At 46.7% G+C, this 17,964-nt stretch carries 9 protein-coding genes and 1 pseudogene; 8 read left to right on the top strand and 2 right to left on the bottom strand.

Features of this window, described 5'->3' with window-relative positions; genetic code table 11:
* Positions 1-111 precede the first annotated feature (111 nt).
* The 4 genes from putA (at position 112) to HC752_RS14180 (ending at position 6,248) form a co-directional block, all read left to right on the top strand.
* The gene (gene putA, locus HC752_RS14195; RefSeq protein WP_190335829.1) at positions 112-3,231 is read left to right on the top strand and encodes a bifunctional proline dehydrogenase/L-glutamate gamma-semialdehyde dehydrogenase PutA; all 3,120 of its coding nucleotides are present in this window, start codon (positions 112-114) and stop codon (positions 3,229-3,231) included.
* An 11-nt stretch (positions 3,232-3,242) separates the two neighbouring features.
* Positions 3,243-3,941 (top strand): 1-pyrroline-5-carboxylate dehydrogenase, encoded by a 699-nt coding sequence (locus tag HC752_RS14190; RefSeq protein WP_190335828.1) that lies wholly within the window; start codon positions 3,243-3,245, stop codon positions 3,939-3,941.
* An 88-nt stretch (positions 3,942-4,029) separates the two neighbouring features.
* The gene (putP, locus tag HC752_RS14185; RefSeq protein ID WP_190335827.1) at positions 4,030-5,520 is read left to right on the top strand and encodes a sodium/proline symporter PutP; all 1,491 of its coding nucleotides are present in this window, start codon (positions 4,030-4,032) and stop codon (positions 5,518-5,520) included.
* Between the two features lie 488 nt (positions 5,521-6,008).
* Positions 6,009-6,248: a hypothetical protein gene (locus HC752_RS14180; protein ID WP_190335826.1), complete on the top strand. Its 240-nt coding sequence runs from the start codon at positions 6,009-6,011 to the stop codon at positions 6,246-6,248.
* A gap of 78 nt (positions 6,249-6,326) precedes the next feature.
* On the opposite strand, the gene HC752_RS14175 is transcribed toward HC752_RS14180, so the two are convergent.
* Positions 6,327-7,967, bottom strand: a complete 1,641-nt coding sequence (locus tag HC752_RS14175) for a GGDEF domain-containing protein (protein WP_190335825.1) — start codon at positions 7,965-7,967, stop codon at positions 6,327-6,329.
* A gap of 679 nt (positions 7,968-8,646) precedes the next feature.
* Between HC752_RS14175 and HC752_RS14170 the strand changes: the two genes are divergently transcribed.
* The gene (locus HC752_RS14170; RefSeq protein WP_190335824.1) at positions 8,647-9,132 is read left to right on the top strand and encodes an Lrp/AsnC family transcriptional regulator; all 486 of its coding nucleotides are present in this window, start codon (positions 8,647-8,649) and stop codon (positions 9,130-9,132) included.
* Between the two features lie 115 nt (positions 9,133-9,247).
* Here HC752_RS14170 and HC752_RS14165 read toward each other — a convergent pair whose 3' ends face one another.
* Positions 9,248-9,955: a DUF445 family protein gene (locus tag HC752_RS14165; protein WP_190335950.1), complete on the bottom strand. Its 708-nt coding sequence runs from the start codon at positions 9,953-9,955 to the stop codon at positions 9,248-9,250.
* A gap of 396 nt (positions 9,956-10,351) precedes the next feature.
* Here HC752_RS14165 and HC752_RS14160 point away from each other — a divergent pair, with 396 nt between their 5' ends.
* From HC752_RS14160 to HC752_RS14150, 3 genes and pseudogenes are all read left to right on the top strand, one after another.
* Positions 10,352-15,808, top strand: coding sequence for a glutamate synthase-related protein (locus HC752_RS14160; RefSeq protein WP_190335823.1), 5,457 nt, complete (start codon positions 10,352-10,354; stop codon positions 15,806-15,808).
* A 45-nt stretch (positions 15,809-15,853) separates the two neighbouring features.
* Entirely contained in the window at positions 15,854-17,614 is a 1,761-nt protein-coding gene (locus tag HC752_RS14155) for a diflavin oxidoreductase (protein WP_190335822.1), read from the top strand.
* Positions 17,615-17,770: 156 nt separating this feature from the next.
* Positions 17,771-17,952, top strand: a pseudogene (locus tag HC752_RS14150) (IS4 family transposase); the annotation flags it as partial.
* Between the last annotated feature and the right edge of the window lie 12 nt (positions 17,953-17,964).

The following is a 17,964-nucleotide window of genomic DNA, read 5'->3' as shown; positions in this document are numbered from 1 at the left end:
TGCCAAAAAATTCGGAGTTTTTGGCAAGTATCTCTTTCAAGCTCAAAATACACTGCTAGCCATTGTAGATGCCCCCCGATACTGTATTCGGGACTGAGATTGAGGAAACGCATGTTTACAGCGACTGATGTGTTGACAAAACAGTTTGTTGAGCAACCGCTTGATCAACTTTGGTCATTGATCTCGCCATTGTATATGGTTGATGAAACCCAATGGTTAGAACAACTGATTCCGTTAGCTAACCCTTCTGATAATGAAAAGCGTGCTACGAAGGAAAAAACCACAGCACTGATAAATGCTATCCGTGCCGATAAAAATGCCGTGCAGATGATTGATGCACTTCTATTGGAATACAGCTTAGATACACAAGAGGGCATTCTTTTGATGTGTTTGGCTGAAGCATTGATGCGTATTCCCGATTCCGCAACAGCAGACGCACTGATTCGCGATAAGTTGAGTGTTGCCGATTGGAAGTCTCACCTGAAAAACTCAGATTCGGTTTTTGTTAATGCCTCCACTTGGGGCTTAATGCTGACAGGTAAAGTGGTGGGGTTGAAAGAAACGGAATCCAAATCCCCAACTCAAGCCGTCAATAGTTTAGTCAATAAGCTTTCTGAGCCCGTCATTCGTAAGGCGATGCATCAGGCGATGAAGATCATGGGCTACCAATTCGTTCTTGGGCGCACGATTTCTGAAGCGCAAAAGAACGGCAAAAAGATGCGCGATAAAGGCTATACGTACTCTTTTGATATGTTGGGTGAAGCCGCGCTGACAGAGGCAGATGCCGACAAATATTTTAAAGACTACATCATGGCCATTGAAGCCGTGGGACGTGATGGGTACGGATTGGACACGAGCCCAGCTCCGTCTGTTTCTATTAAGCTATCCGCCCTGCATCCTCGCTACGAAGTCGCGAACTACGAGCGCGTGATGGATGAGATGTATTCCACAGTGCTTAAATTGCTTGAAAGAGCGCGTGCGTTGGATGTCGCAATAACGATTGACGCGGAAGAAGCGGATCGCTTAGAGCTGTCACTGAAGCTGTTCGAAAAGCTTTACCGAAGTGAAAGTATTAAAGGTTGGGGAAAGTTTGGGTTGGTTGTCCAAGCCTACTCAAAGCGTGCTCTACCTGTATTGGTTTGGCTAAACGGTCTGGCAAAAGATCAGGGTGATTTAATCCCATTACGCTTAGTGAAGGGCGCGTACTGGGACAGCGAAATTAAGTGGTCGCAGCAAGGCGGATACGAAAACTATCCCGTGTATACCCGTAAAGAAGCGACGGACGTATCTTATTTAGCGTGCGCACGCTTTTTGTTGAGTGCAGAAGTGCGCGGCAATATTTTCCCACAATTCGCTAGCCATAATGCGCATACGGTTACTGCGATTGCAGTGATGACCGATCATGACGACTATGAATTTCAGCGTCTGCATGGGATGGGGGATGCGTTGTACGAACATGCGATGTCTGCGTTTAGGCAATCGGTTCGTATTTATGCACCAGTTGGAAGCCACAAAGACTTACTCCCATACCTTGTTCGTCGCCTGCTTGAAAATGGTGCCAACAGCTCGTTCGTCCACCGGTTAGTGGATGCTCGTTGCCCTGTCGAGACCTTGACTCATCATCCCGTCAACTCGCTGCTGGCCTTTGATACGTTGAACAATACTCAAATTCCTTTGCCGGGTGACATTTTTGGCGACCGTAAAAACTCAATCGGTGTCAATGTCGATATTGACAGCGAAGCGGAAGCGTTTGAAAAAGCCGTTCACGCCTTTAGCGAGCGTCAATGGCAAGGTGCGCCAATCATTGATGGTGTGAACCTTTTTGAAAGCATGATCAAGGAAGGGATCCAACCAACCAAGGTTACTGCCCCTTATGATCGCAACAAGTATGTAGGTAGCGTGGCATTTGCAAGCCTTGATCATGTTTCCGAAGCATTGAACATTGCTGCTTCCAACGTTGATGAATGGCGCAGCCAAACCACCGAAACTCGGGGTGCCTATTTAAATACGCTTGCCGATCTTATGGAGCGTGATTTAGCCGAGTTAGTGGCGTTGTGTCATCACGAGGCTGGAAAAACCATTCACGACTGTATTGATGAGGTGCGCGAAGCGGTCGATTTCTGTCGTTTTTATGCAAATCAAGCCAACCTGCTGAAAGCTCAGCACATTACTGCATTTGATGGGTCAACTAAGCAGGTAACGCGTGAAGGGCGTGGTGTGTTTGTTTGCATTAGCCCATGGAACTTCCCACTCGCTATTTTCCTTGGTCAAGTAACAGCAGCATTGGTCGCGGGTAACACGGTTGTGGCAAAACCCGCGGAGCAAACCAGCCTTATCGCCGTTAAAGCGATTGAGTTGATGCTAGAAGCGGGCGTACCTGCGGGTGTTATTCAGTTATTGCCGGGTATTGGTCGTGAAATTGGTCACGCATTAACTTCTCACTCTGCCATCGCGGGAGTGGCGTTTACAGGGTCGACGGAAACGGCTCAGCGAATCAATGCAACCTTGGCAAGCCGAGAAGCCGCACCGGTTCCGTTTATTGCGGAAACGGGAGGGCAGAATGCCATGATTGTTGACAGTACTGCCTTACCAGAGCAGGTGGTTCGCGACGTGATACGTTCGGCTTTTGCTTCAGCTGGTCAACGTTGTTCTGCACTTCGAGTTCTGTTTGTTCAAGAAGACATCGCCGATCGAATTACGTCGCTCATTCAAGGGGCAATGGCGCAATTAGACGTGGGCTTACCTTACTTACATAAAACCGATGTGGGACCGGTTATCGATCAAACGGCTAAGACCCATTTGCTCGCACACATTGACAAAATGTCGAGTACACAAAAATTGGTCGCGCAAGCCGAGCTTTCTCACGCCTGCGCAAATGGTGATTATGTGGCTCCCTCAGCATTCGAAATTGACAATATTTCGGTGTTAGAGAAAGAACATTTTGGACCGATTCTTCATATTGTGCGTTTTAAAGCGAATCAGATTGCCGATGTGGTGCAACAAATTAACGACACAGGCTTCGGTTTGACCATGGGGGTGCACAGCCGAAATGAAACCACCTACCGTTGGATCGAGAAACATGCCCGCGTGGGTAACTGCTATATCAATCGCGACCAAGTTGGTGCGGTTGTCGGCGTTCAACCTTTTGGTGGTCAAGGGCTGTCGGGTACGGGACCAAAAGCCGGCGGTCCACATTATCTGATCCGATTCACTCAAGCTGTTTACGCATAAGGAGAACCGTTATGGTACATCAAGTCACTTGTTTTTCAGATGCATACACAGCATGGGAAAATTGGAATCTGACGGGCTACGAACAACGCAGCGCGGTCATGACCTCTTTCAGTCAGGCACTGAGCCAACAGGTTCTTGCGATCGGCTCGGTTTGTTCCTATCACCGAGAGAAAAGTGAAGCATTGCTGGCGACCCCCCATTTAATGCCTGGCCCCACTGGTGAGACAAACGAACTTTACACAGCGGGCAGAGGGGTTTGTCTATTGCTTCAAGATGAGTTGTCCGATGCTGGGCGACAGGCCATTACCGCTCAGCTGATCTGTGCTCTATTGGCTGGAAATACCGTTATCTTGAGCTCGGATGATGAAGTGTTAACACAGGCTATCGCTCAGGCGGTTTCAAGTGCCTCATTACCTGCTCATCTTTTACAAACCATTCCGAGAGAGTCTTGGCAGGAAATACTGGAGTGTGACGTTCGCTCTTTAGGTTTCGTGGGCTCCTCGGAACAGGAAATTCTTCTTAACCGAAGTTTATCTAATCGAAACGGCGCCATCGTTTCGTTTATCAGTGAAACGGATCTTGTCGGTCTTCCGACAGCATTAGATCCTTTCCTGGCTTTGCGCTTCGTGACTGAACGAACGCGCACTATCAATATAACGGCAGTCGGTGGAAACGCGACCTTGCTTGAGCTCGGGAGTGATGACCACTAGCCAATTCATGCCAGTTTCTCCTCTAATTGGTTGAGCCAGCTGGGGGAGAATCTACATGGAAGAGAAAAAATAAAACAAGGAGTTTTATATGATTGAGAATAGCTTTGCTATTACTGGCACCTTTATCGCGTATCTTATTTTGATGCTTGCAATCGGTATTATTGCTTATAAGCGTACTTCAAATTCAAGTGATTACTTTTTAGGTGGACGTTCACTAGGACCATGGCCAGCGGCACTTTCCGCGGGGGCATCGGATATGAGTGGATGGTTATTACTGGGTTTACCAGGTTACGCTTATGCTGCGGGTATTGAAGCATTTTGGCTAGCGGGTGGTCTGCTGTTAGGGACATGGGCAAACTGGCTAATTAACGCCAAGCGTCTACGTACTTACAGTATTACGACCGATGCGTTAACGTTACCCGAATTCTTATCGCGTCGATTCCAAGATAAATCGAAATTGATTCAGACAATCTCTGCTTTCTTTATCCTTTTGTTCTTCCTTTTTTATACCAGCTCAGGCTTGGTTGCAGGAGGCAAACTGTTTGAAACGGTATTTGGATTGGACTACACCACAGCGGTTATCATCGGTACAGTTTGTGTGGTGTCTTACACCTTATTTGGTGGCTTCTTAGCGGTGTCTTGGACGGATCTTGTTCAAGGCTTGTTAATGGCGGCGGCGCTTCTGATTGTCCCTATTGCTGCAATGGATGGGGGGCTTGGCCAATTGACGGCGGATCTGAAGAGCATTAACCCAGAGCTTCTGACGTTGTGGAATGACTCCAAAGGTGAACCACTGACCGCCATCGCGATCATTTCCTTGGTTGCATGGGGCTTGGGTTACTTTGGTCAGCCGCATATTTTGGCTCGCTTCAAAGCTTCAAGAAGCAATCGAGATCTCGTTAAAGCACGACGTATTGCGGTTATTTGGTCGGCGCTGTCCATGGTTGGCGCTATGTTAGTGGGTTTGGTTGGTTTGGTTTACCTGAATGGTCAAGGCAGTGATCTGGCGGATGGCGAGAAAATCTTCATGCTGCTTGTTAATGCGATTTTCCATCCTATTATCGCGGGCATTCTTTTGGCTGCCATTCTTGCGGCGATCATGAGTACAGCGGATTCGCAGTTGCTAGTATCGTCATCGGCTTTGGCAGAAGACTTTTACAAGCAAGTGTTTAATAACGAAGCGTCACCTGAGCAAGTTGTCACCGTTGGTCGAATTGCGGTTATTCTGTTGTCACTGATTGCTTTGTTCCTTGCGATGAACCCAGACAGCTCAGTCCTTGGATTAGTTTCTTATGCTTGGGCGGGTTTTGGTGCCGCGTTTGGTCCTGCCATCGTATTAAGCCTATTTTGGGTCGGTATGAATCGCAACGGCGCGCTTGCGGGTATTCTAGTGGGAGGCATCACGATTGTGGTATGGAAGCAGCTTTCAGGTGGCTGGTTCGATGTATACGAAATTGTGCCGGGGATTATATTGTCAACAATCTCTATTATTGCGTTCAGCTTAGTGACCGACGCGCCTTCTGACGAAGTGAAAGCGCAACATGCCGAATTTGAAAAGCAGTTGCAGGAACTTGACTAAGTTTGGTAGCACAGAAGTCTTTGTTTTTAGGAGTGGATAGTCCTTAGGCATTTTAATAGTCCTTAGACATTAATGGCTCTTTGGTGTTGAGTGCTCTTTAGTGTCTAGCGCTTAGGAACAGGTTTTCTTATACAGCAAAAATGCCTTCGTTTATCCGAGGGCATTTTTATTGAACCATATACCCAAGTGACCTCTAGCTGAACCAAGCTTCTTGAGGGAGGGTGCTTGAGCATATCGAGTTGGACAAGAATTCATTAGCCTTTAATTGCTGTTGTCTTTATTAGTGATAAATAAAGGACTAGATATCGTATTTTTCTTAAGCAAAATACTTTTATTATGACACCAAGCACAATAATCGTGTTAGGTGAGTATAAAGTTCGGAAAATATGTTACGCCCGCCACAAATATTAGTATCAGAATTAATAATAGTGAACAGGTTTGCTCTAATTAGGTCTACTTAGTTCAAAAGCGCTAAAAGGAAACCAGTAATGCCTAAGGTATATTGTGAAGCGTGTGGGAAGAAGACCCACCATAAAGCCATTATGTGCAAAACCACACCGCAATGTACAACGCTGTTGGAAAAGGCTAATCAAATGATGTTCCATATTTTTAATGGTGACAACAACCATAAAATGGAACAAAGGCTTTACTGCCGAATATGCAATCATGAACACACTAGTTCGGTAAAAACAGAAATAAAAGAAATAAAAGAAACCAGCATTGCCTAAAGTCGCTGACTTTTTACGAGTTGGTCACAAGCTGAGAGACCGCACTTTCAGCTTGTATTTCTCTTCAAGTGATACGAATTAGGATTCAATGGGGTCCAGTATTTTTTCTGTATGGTCACGATAGGTACAAATTTTATCTCTTCCGCTTCTCTTAGCTTTGTAGAGGGCGTCGTCCGCTCGTGAGATAAGCTCATCGAGACTCATTGTAAGGTTCCATTCCACGACACCAAACGAGCACGTCACCTTAAAAGTATGATCATCATCAGAATAAAAGGGTTGATGATTGACTCTTTCGCGCAGCCTTGAGGCAAAAGAGGTGGCGCCGAGTAAATCAGTATCTGGTAATAGAATAATAAACTCTTCACCACCAAAGCGGGCACAGACGTCGCAACTTCTCGCCACATTTTTTATCGTATCCGCAACGCCCACGATCACCTTGTCGCCTGTGTTATGCCCGTGTTGGTCATTGATTGCTTTGAATAGATCAATATCGAGAATAACCAAGCTATAAGGGATTTGTGTTCTACGAGCCGTGTTCGAGGCTTTTTCCATCAAACTCGCAAACATTCTTCGATTGTATAGGCTCGTGAGAGGGTCAACAGAAGCGAGGTGGCGGAGTTGTTCTTCAACTTTTTTTCGGCTGACCATTTCTTGCTTTAAGCGTCGCATAAGAAGCATCAGGATGGTGCATACGCCAGTCAGAGAAATTAATATGAGTGACAGCCAGAACACCTTTTGCCTAGCGTCAGCAATTTGTTCTTTTTCAGCGTGATACACCAGCCCGTCAAGATGGTAGAGATCATCGACTAAATTCTCTTGGATCAATATCGCGGCCATTTTTTCAATTCGGCTTTCATTGATGTAGCCAATATCAACCAGATCCGAACGAACGAGATTGGAAATCGCGAGTGCTTCATAGCGTAATTCGTCGAGTGTTTTGGTGTTGTTATATTTATTTTGGATGATCTGAATGATTTCTTCAGGGTTATCGAGAGCGTAGCGCCACCCTCGAAGTGTCGCTTCCCGAAATTGGTCGACGAGTTGTGGATTTTCTTTGACCAATGATTCACGTGTAAAAATAAAATCACTATAAAAATCGACGCCATACGCTCCAGGATCGAGGGTATTGAAATTGATGTTTTGTTTTTTGAGTAGATAGGGCTCGTAGGGTAAGTAAGCATTGAAGGCATCGACTTTGCCTTCAATGAGGTCTTGCACATTAAACGATGATTTTTGAATTGTTATGGAAGAAACATCCGCATCAACAGACGTTAACATGGAGAGATAAGAAGGAGGCATCTGACCATTGAAGGTCATGATTCGTTTACCTTCTAAATCTTTGGGTGTTTTTATCCCAGAAGCCTCAAGAGTCAGTAATACATAGGGCGAATATTGAAAAGTCGCGGCAATGGCAACCAGTGGTTTACCTTTTAAACGCTGAAGTACAAGCTCATCATTTCCGACGCCAAAATCCAATGTTCCAGACAGCACTTCTTCAGTGATATTTAATGTGGGCGATCCTTCCACCAAATTAATGTGTAGCCCTTTTTCTGCATAATAGCCTTGATCGATTGCGGCATAATAACCAGCAAACTGAAATTGGTGAACCCACTGCAAACCCACGTTAATGGTTTGCTGTGAGGCGGCTATTTCCTTTGAGCTGAGTGAGCACACTGCAGCGAGAAGGTAAGCGAAAAAATGATACGTAGTACGACTCATCAAAGAAGGTTTGTGATATTAATTCAAAAGTTATCCAATTGTAATCGGTTGTGACAATGCGAACCATGATGACTATGCAACTCTGCTTAGTTAAATCGGAGTTTCCTTAAATACAGATCAAACTTTGAGAAGATAATCACATTTTCGAGGAGGGCAAGGTGGATTTATAAAATGGCGAATGGATTTTTAATTCTTGAATGGATTCAATTCGTTAAATATGGTCTCAAAAAATGCCTTTACGGTTTGTCTTATGCGTTCCCTTTCCATTATTGATGCCCTTTCATTTTCACTATGCAATTGCATTTTCGCAATTTGCAAATCAATGCCATTAAAAAAAACAAAAAAGAGAGTTTTTTATCCAAAATCGTACTGGTTTTCGTTAGAAAAAGTTGGCATTACTTTTGCTTTATTAATAGTGACCCTTTTAAAGCCGAGGGTCACCTAGCCAACTGACGTTGTTAGTGAATATGATTTGTTCACACTATCTATCAGCCAATCGCACAGTTTTGCGGTTGGCTTTTTTTTCCTTCTCTCTTTACATCCCACATGAGTCATACCATTGTCGAAAAGTGATACCGTATAGTTATTTTGGTACCACCAAGTGAATTCCACTTGGATGCAGCTGAAAACTCAGTGATACTTACTGTTAATGGATTGTAACTATTGCTAGGGAGTTGTTATGCCTCACTCGTCATTGGACAAAATTGATCTCGAAATACTTCGTCTTCTTCATCTTAAGGGGCGCATTTCTATGGTGGAGCTGGCTAAGCAAGTGCACCTGACAACCTCCCCGTGTTCAGACCGCGTAAAAAGACTCGAAAAAGAAGGGTATATCAAAGGGTATCATGCGGAGCTGTGTCCTGAGCGCTTAGGGTTGGATGTTCAAGTTTTTATTCATATCCGTTTGGATCAGACGAGCTTTTCTATCTTCGAAAAATTTGCGAAAGCGGTAGAATTAATGCCGGAAATTGAGGAATGTTATTCTTTATCAGGCGATTTCGACACCATGATCAAGGTGCGTGTGAAAGACATGAAATCGTATCAAGACTTCATGTCGACCAAGTTAGGCACATTACCCGGTGTGATCCAAACGCGAAGTGAAGTGGTGATTGAAGAGCATAAAACGGGATTTGGAGTGAACCCAGATTTGATCACCATGCTTTAGGGGACTTGTACTTTCAGAACGATAAATTAGGGTCATTGACCCTAATTACCATTTCTAAACTCGGTCATGTTCTAAACTTTGCCATGCCAAAGGCAGTGAGAGCCAAGGACGCGGTTTAGGCACTCACAAAAGCCGAAACGACACCAATCAGTCCACCCAACACGCCGCCCCAGACGACTAACCAGCCTAGGTGCTTTTTGATCATATCTTGAACCATGCTTTTGACTAATTGAGGTGTGAGCTCGTTTAAACGTTGGTCAATGATGTTTTCGATGTTGTTCTGGATTTCGTTCATCATTCCGGGTTGTTCGAGCTGTGTTTTTAATGCTGCTTTCACGGCATCACTCTGGCTAATTTGCACAACAGATTGCTGCATTTTCTCGACAAAAGGTTGCTTTAAAGGCTGCAAAGCATCGGTTCCACCAAACATCGCAAGCATGCCACCAAATTGAGAGTGAGCGATCACTTCTACCAAAGACTCAAAAGTAGGCTCGAAGTCAATGGACTCTATTACTGGTTGTAGGTCCAATGACTGGGTTCCGGACATTTCGTTGCTTAAGAAGCGCTCGATGTTTTCATTGGTAAAGAATTCCGCCATCATCAATGTCTTAATAGCGGATTTAAACTCTTCGAATCTCGCTGGAATAACGCCGGAACCGTACAGTCCAGGGACTTTTTCAAACAACATATGCACGGCTAACCAGTTAGTGATGGCACCTGAAAAAGCAAACACGCCAGCGTACAACGCTATTTGATTATCTAAAGTGTACCCGGCTGCCAGTAAACCCAGCGCCAGCAAATTAGTGACAAAACTTTTATTCATCATTCTCTTATCTTATGAAAAATTTTTGTGATTTTATCAATATCATAATGTGACTTGAATACCTAAGTAATCTCTTTCTGCTCATCTTTTTCATACTTACCCGTACACCCTAAACACGTTTTATGACTGGCTCAAATAGAAAATCGCTTAAAATTCAATCAAAACGCATACTCATTCAACTATCACTAAGAAACAAACGAATAATTTTTAGCGATCTCAATCACAGAAAACTTGCCTTAAAGAATCACGCATGATAATTATTATCATTTCTATTTGTGTGATTTGAACCGGATGGGTTTACTTACAGCACACTGGATAAAGGCTTCGGTACTGTAGCGATACATGCCAAAGGATCTGCAGAGTTAATAGCTTGCAAGCAATCAAGGAAATGATCGAATGAATCAGGAATCTCGCTCGCTGTATGATCGCGAGCATGAACACTCAAGTTGTGGGGTGGGTTTCATCACGGATAAAACGGGGGAGCAGACTCATCAGCTCCTTACCCTTGCCCATGAAGCTTTATGCACCATTCCACATCGTGGCGGTATGAATGCCGAGGGTATTGGTGATGGTGCTGGTGTCAATATCGACTTGTCCGTTAACTTCTACCGCTTTCTGTTAAACGAGCCAACGCTTGAAAAAGGCGAATTTGGTGTCGCAAACTTTTTTTTCCCATTTGACTCCGCGCAATTTGAGTCTGCCAAATCTCTTATCCTAGAGACGCTACACCAGTATTCATTGAAGGTTGAATTGTGGCGTGAAGTGCCTGTTAACCCAGAGGTTTTGAATGAAGCGTCTCAAAAAGTTCAGCAAGCCATTCAGCAGGTCGTTTTTTTGCGAGGCGACGATCACCCAGATGCCCAATCGTTTGAAGACCAGATTAACGCCGCGCTTTCAAAACTGGAATCGATGGGTTTTACGGATCCTGAACTAGAAGGGTTTTATCCGCTCTCGATGAGCTCACGTACTCAGGTGTACAAAGGGCGTTTGAATTCGGGTGAGGTTGTGCCTTATTTTGCGGATCTTACGCACCCAGAGCACCACGTCACCACGTTGTTTTTTCACACTCGTTTTTCAACGAATACCGCCCCCGCCACCATGATGGCTCAGCCATTTCGCCGTATGGCGCACAATGGTGAATTGAATACCGATAAGAAAAACCGCCTCAGTGAAGATGCGATTGCTCGTCAACAACACAAAAAAGTGATTTTCCCGAAAGGGCAGTCGGATTCCGCCCGCCTTGACCAAACATTGGCAAGACGTGTTGTTGAAGATCGCATGGACATTGTTACTGCGGTGTTGGCTATGATGCCGCCTGCGTGGGAAAACGACGAGTCGATGTCTCAAGAAGTGCGCGACATGCTGGAATATTTCAGTTTATCGGAAGAGAAAAATGATGGACCCGCCGCGTTGATTTTCTCTGATGGAGAGAAAGTGGGCGCTCGCTTAGATCGATTGGGTCTGCGTCCGCTTCGTAGCGTTGAAACTGACCGCTATCTTGCGGTGATGAGTGAATCGGGTCAAATTGATTTCCCACCAGAAGACGTAATTCGTTATGGACGCATTCAAGCTGGTGGCATGATTTATTTCGATCATGCCACTGGCAACCGCTATGAAACCAAAGAAATTTTAGAAACGTTGGCGAAAGAGCGGGATTACTCGGCTCTGTTAGCGTCGGCAAGGATCACGCTGAACGATCTTGGCTCTGTTTCCCTTGACGCGGTTAAAGAAAACAACAATTTCAGCACCTACAGCCGTCATGTTGCGTACTCATTAAACCAAGAGAGCTTCAAGTATTTCCTTGATCCGATGATCGAAACTGGGGCAGAGAAAATCTCTGCCATGGGTTTTGGCTTGGCACCAAACGTTCTGACCGACGAAGAAGGCGGCATGTCCAAATACTTCAGTCAGCGCTTTGCTCAGGTCACCAACCCGCCTTTGGATTCACTGCGTGAGTCAGATGGCATGACTTTGCGTGTGGCTCTAGGCGCTAAGCCAGGTTTCAGCCCGCAAGATACGGTTCAGCTTGTGCTGCAATCACCAGTGTTACAGCCACAACAACTGGAACAACTTCTCGAACAAGATCGTATCGAAGTCGCAACGTTCGATACGGTGTACACGCCGACGCTTAATAGCCGAGAAGACAACGCCAAGCGAGTAGAAGAAGCCATTCATGCGCTTTGCGATCAAGTTGAAGAAGCGGCGCGTCGCCGATGCGGAATTGTGCTACTGAGCGATAAGAACATCGGCAAAGACAAAGCCGCGTTGCCAGCCATCTTAATGGTCGCAGCGGCCAACCAAAGGTTGATCAAGCAAGGTCTGAGATTCAACACCAGTCTTGTTTATCTCACTGGGCAAGCCGCCAGTAGCCACGATATTGCCTGCCTTCTTGGTTTTGGTGCGTCGGCTGTGTGTCCAATATCTGTTTTTTACCGAGCGCAGACCTTATCGAACAATCAAACCGTTGAAGCGGGTTTGAAAAACTTCCAGAAAGCGGTCGAAAAATCACTCATGAAGACCATGGGTAAGTTTGGTCTGTGTACCGCTGAAAGTTACATCGGTGGTGAATTTTTCGAATCTAACTTCTTAGATTCCGATTCCGATTGTTTGAAGCATTACTTCCCAAACATCAGCTCGCCTGTGGGTGGGGCAAGGTTTGAAGACTTGGCTTGGAGTTCCGCCAAGTGGCATTTTAAAGCGCTTGCCATTAACGAAGAGAATCAGATTCCCCTGCTGGGTTTGTTTAAAGAACGTCAAGATGGTGCGGGTCACAGCTTTGGTAACACAGCGGTTCGTGAGTACATCAACATGACTCAAGAGCCCGTCAGTTACGCCGGCCAAGCTGAACTGGCCATGGACAAGACCAATCAATTTGCAAGCGAGGATGTTGCTTACAAAGACAAAGGTTACGAAAAGCGCAGCCCAGAGCAGATTGATGAGTTTGATATTACGCCGTCTTACCGAGCGTTCATCGACAATCTGTATCAAGAGCGCAGTAAGCGCCCTGCGGCTTTGCGTGACATCTTATTACTGCCTCTGGACTTTTCCAAAGCCAACACCGTAGAAGCGTTTTCGCATCTGCTCGACCGTTTCCATTTGGACGGCAACGTCAATTACCTTTGGGGTGGCATTTCTATTGAGAGCGTGTCGCGTCAAGACCGTGCATTTTGCCTTCGCTTGGACAACACAGACAGCCTGCCAACTTTTGCAGAGGCGCTGCAAACCTGTTGGGCAGATCATGTTGAGCAATTATCCCTTCACCAAGACAAAGTGGAGGTGGTGCTTGTACCTAAGTACGCTGAGTTCATCGGGAACATTCAAAAAGCCAAATCACCAATAACCTTGGATGACGTTGAACCAGCACATTGCATTACACCCACTTTTGCGTCCGGTGCGATGAGCCACGGAGCGCTTAACGCCAATGCCCACATGGCCGTCGCGCAAGGGACCAATATTGCTGGAGCCATGAGTAACTCGGGAGAAGGCGGTGAGCATTCCAGCCGTTTCAACAGCATTAAGTCGAGCAAGATCAAGCAGTTTGCATCGGGTCGCTTTGGTGTTTGGGTGGGCTACCTTGCGGATCCACAGCTTGAAGAAATTGAAATTAAAATTGCGCAGGGCGCAAAGCCCGGCGAAGGTGGTCAGCTTCCATCACCTAAAGTCACCGTAGACATCGCAGCGGCTCGCGGTGGTACGCCGGGGGTGGAATTGGTGAGTCCACCGCCGCACCATGACACGTATTCCATCGAAGATCTTGGTCAGCTTATTCACGACGCAAAAGCGGCGCGTGTTCGCGTTGTTGTAAAGCTGGTGTCGTCCGAAGGCATCGGTACGATTGCAGTTGGTGTGGCGAAAGCGGGGGCGGATGTCATCAACGTTGCGGGTAACACGGGAGGAACGGGGGCCGCCGCAGTAACCAGTTTGAAAAATACGGGTCGCGCTGCGGAAATCGGCATTGCAGAAGTGCATCAAGCGCTCAGCGAAAACGGTTTACGAGACAAAGTGACGCTTCGCTGCTCCAACGCACACCAAACGGGTGCGGACGTCATCAAGTCCGCGATCATGGGGGGCGACTCGTTCGAGTTTGGGACTACGGCACTGATGATGCTGAAATGCGTCATGGCAAAGAACTGTAACATCAAGTGCCCAGCCGGTCTGACAACCAACCCAGAGCTGTATCAGGGCGATCCACGAGCATTGGCGCAGTATTTCTTAAACGTTGCCCACGAAGTTCGCGAGATTCTGGCGAGCCTCGGCTACCGAAGCCTGCGTGAAATCCGAGGTAAGACGGATCTTCTGCATCTGGCGAATCACCACAGCATTGTCGGTCGATTGGATGTCACAGGGCTACTTCGCGAAGTGGAGCAGGTCAAAGTGCCTCGCCCTGTTTACTTGGAAGCGGACTTCACGCCAGATGATGCTTACATCGAAACACTGCTCAGCGAGTACTTCAATTCAGAGCGTCTGAACATTGAACTGGCAGGCACAAAACTCAATAACCGCAACAAATCGACGGGGGGCCAGCTTTCTATCGATATTGAGCGCGCACTGAACTACGAAAATGTAGGCGAAAAGCACCCTGCGGTCTTCACGGCGGGCAATGGCCGTCGTTACCTTGATGCGGAATCCATTGTGGTTCGCACTCATGGCAGTGCAGGGCAAAGTTACGGCGCGTTCAACAATTCCGGTTTGGTGATGGAGCATGTCGGCACATGTAACGATGGCGTCGGTAAAGGATCGAGTGGCGGTCATATTGTGGTGCGTTCTCCGGGCGGCAACGATATGTCGGCGGGCAATAACGTGCTGATTGGTAACTTTGCCTTGTTTGGTGCAACCGGTGGTCAAGTGTTTATTCAGGGGGAAGCGGGCGACCGATTTGCCGTGCGTAACTCTGGAGCGATTGCGGTTGTCGAAGGTGTGGGCGATTTTTGTTGTGAGTACATGACCAATGGTTCCGTCATTAACCTTGGGGAGTACGGTAAAGGTTTTGGTAACGGCATGTCGGGTGGGCTTGCGTATCAATACGATGTTGATGGTGCGTTTACGCAGCGTTGCAGTAAAGATTCCGTCTTAGCCTTGCCACTCATTGAACACGATGAAGGCTATGAAGAGGCGCTGAAATGGCATTTAGAGCAGCATGTGCGATTGACGCAATCTGAAAAAGCACAAGCCATTTTGGACGATTGGGCCACCAGCCGAACGTTGTTTACGTTGGTTCTTCCCCTTGCGCTCACACAAAGTCATCACCCTGAGAGCATTCTTGCGACCCATTCGCGCAAGAAAATGCTGGAAGAACTGATTCAGGGGGAGGCGAATCGCTTAATTGAACAAGTGCACTTTGCTTATCAAGGCAATGAAGCACTGTCGCGTGGTTTCTGCCCACAGTATGGCGATATGGATACGCCCCTGATTTGTGACTTATTGACGCAAAGTGGTGTGCTTCACCGAGCGCATCAATTGGTGAAAGGTCAGTTTGAAGGTGAAGTTGAGCAGTCTCGCGCAGTGAGACGCTTGTTCGAGCTGCGTGACAAAAAACTGCTGGATGCGTTGCTGAAAGACATCAAAGAAGCCATTTCGAACTATCGCGATGAAGAATTGGCGGTCTTATTGGCGGCGAAACGCGTGCAAGACTACAAAACGTCACTGGCACGTCGTGATGTCTGGGATACCCACTCACGTGGTACGTCCGTTTGGATATTGGCGCGAGAGAAAGACATTCGCAAGCAAATGGTCGAGATTGAAGCGGTGTCATTACGTACAGCGACGCTTTACTGCCACGTGTTTGCCGATGTGATTCGAGCCAACACGGAAGAACAAAAAACTCAGCACGTTTTAGAAGCCCAAACAGCTTAGGTCGACAGATCCTAGGGAAGGCTAGATTTCATAGTAGGAAGAAAAATGAAAGTACCTTATTTGCCTCAAGACATTCCGTTTAACGACGATCAGAAGACCTGGTTGGCGGGCTTCTTTTCTGGGTTGCACTCGCGCCTGTTGGTCAAGGAAGAATCCGTGGTACACGCGGAATCCAAGCCTCAAGTAAAGGCGCTCACCATTCTTTATGGTTCTCAAACGGGCAACGCTGAAGCGGTCGCTTACGACACAGCAGAAAAAGCCAAAGAATATGGCATGACCGCCTCGGTTTACGACATGGATGACGTCGATGCACAAATCTTTGTGAAATCTTCTCGTATCCTGATAGTAACCAGTACCTATGGTGAGGGTGAAATGCCCGACAACGCCGAGTCACTTTGGCAAACCATGTCGGATGAACACGCCCCTCAATTGGACGGCACCTTTTTCTCCATACTGGCACTTGGCGACACCAGTTACGATGAGTTCTGCTTAGCGGGTAAGCTTTGGGATGAGCGTCTTGAAGAACTTGGTGCAACGCGGGTGACGGCGCGGGTGGATTGCGACATCGATTTTGAACAACCTGCCGAAGAGTGGATGATCGCCACTCTACCGGGCATTGCCGACAAGGGGGATGACGGTGAAGCCACCGTAGCTCAAGGAGGCAGCGCCCCAAAGGCTAAGTCGAAGTACAGCCGTAAACAACCACTGCAAGCCACGCTAAAACATAAGCGTGTGCTGAACAAAGCAGGTTCCAGCAAAGAAATCGTACATTACGAAATCTCGTTGGAAGGCAGCGGTGAGTGCTATAAAGCTGGTGACGCCCTCAACGTAATCGCTCAAAACCGCCCTGAACTGGTTCAAGCATTCCTAGAGCACTTTCAGTTCAGTGGCGATGAAAAGCCATCTTGGAATGGTGACAACTTCAGTTTGCGCGAAATTTTCACCTCGCATTTGGATATTCGTACCCCATCCAAAGAATTTGTCAAAGCCTTGGCGGAAAGCGCCAGCGATCACACATTGATCGCACTCATTGGTAATGAAGACAATAAAGGCTTAAATGATTTTCTTTGGGGGAAAGACATTCTCGATTTGTTGCGGCAATACCCAAGCGTGACGTTATCGCTGGCAGAAATATTATCGCTGCTTAAGCCTATTGCACCGCGTGCTTACTCGATTTCATCGAGCTTGAACAAGCACGCAGACGAAGTTCACTTGACCATTGGCAGTGTGCGTTACCAAAACGGCGACCGCGACTACAATGGTACGTGCTCTACGTGGTTGGCCGACTTGGTGGAAGAAGGGGACGTCGTGCCTTGTTACTTTGCCCCTAACAAGAATTTCGCGGTGCCAGAAGACGACAAAGCGCCGATGATCATGGTGGGGCCGGGAACGGGTATTGCGCCATTCCGAGCGTTCCTTGAAGAGCGCGAAGTTCAAGCTTCCCCTGGTGATAACTGGCTAATCTTTGGTGATAGAAACAGTGCGACGGATTTTATTTACCAAGAAGAACTGGAAGCGTTACAAAGTAAGGGAGTGCTTACTAAACTGGATTTGGCTTTTTCGCGTGACCAAGCAGAAAAAGTCTATGTGCAAGACAAAATGCGTGAGAGTGGCGCGGAACTGTATGAATGGTTAGAGCGCGGTGGTTACTTCTTCGTGTGTGGTGATGCGTACTACATGGCAAAAGATGTAGACAAAGCCTTGCATGACGTTATCGAAGTTCACGGTAACAAATCCAAAGAAGAAGCAGAAGCCTATGTTAACCAGCTCAAAAAGCAGAAGCGTTATGTGCGTGACGTGTATTAAGCTTTTCTAAGCTTGCATGTCATTCAAAGCCATGGTTCGCCATGGCTTTATGCCATTCTCATAGACAGGATCTTAAGCTCTAAGCGGTTATTTAGATAGTCATTTATGATCAGATAATCGTCGCCAAACAAACCACCAACATCAACCGTGAAGCTGATGACGATTATCTCCCTACAAAAGCAGTTTAAGCAATTCTATAATGCGGAAAGCGTTCAAAAAATGGCGAAAAGTACAGGTTTATGAAACGGTATCGGGTGTTCTTATCCGACCAGCTAGTAATAAGCCTCGTGACCACCTTGAGCAAAGGGAACTGGTTCTCTATTGCTGATTTACTTCGGTAATTCAATGGC

The sequence above is a fragment of the Vibrio sp. S9_S30 genome (assembly GCF_014694455.1).
Lineage (GTDB): Bacteria > Pseudomonadota > Gammaproteobacteria > Enterobacterales > Vibrionaceae > Vibrio.
This window is presented reverse-complemented; position numbering and strand designations above follow the sequence as displayed.

Bases quoted from the DNA above. Each gene is read 5' to 3' on its own strand.
- putA (WP_190335829.1), top strand. From the start codon at position 112: ATGTTTACAGCGACTGATGTGTTGACAAAACAGTTTGTTGAGCAACCG.
- HC752_RS14190 (WP_190335828.1), top strand. From the start codon at position 3,243: ATGGTACATCAAGTCACTTGTTTTTCAGATGCATACACAGCATGGGAA.
- putP (WP_190335827.1), top strand. From the start codon at position 4,030: ATGATTGAGAATAGCTTTGCTATTACTGGCACCTTTATCGCGTATCTT.
- HC752_RS14180 (WP_190335826.1), top strand. From the start codon at position 6,009: ATGCCTAAGGTATATTGTGAAGCGTGTGGGAAGAAGACCCACCATAAA.
- HC752_RS14175 (WP_190335825.1), bottom strand. From the start codon at position 7,967: ATGAGTCGTACTACGTATCATTTTTTCGCTTACCTTCTCGCTGCAGTG.
- HC752_RS14170 (WP_190335824.1), top strand. From the start codon at position 8,647: ATGCCTCACTCGTCATTGGACAAAATTGATCTCGAAATACTTCGTCTT.
- HC752_RS14165 (WP_190335950.1), bottom strand. From the start codon at position 9,955: ATGAATAAAAGTTTTGTCACTAATTTGCTGGCGCTGGGTTTACTGGCA.
- HC752_RS14160 (WP_190335823.1), top strand. From the start codon at position 10,352: ATGAATCAGGAATCTCGCTCGCTGTATGATCGCGAGCATGAACACTCA.
- HC752_RS14155 (WP_190335822.1), top strand. From the start codon at position 15,854: ATGAAAGTACCTTATTTGCCTCAAGACATTCCGTTTAACGACGATCAG.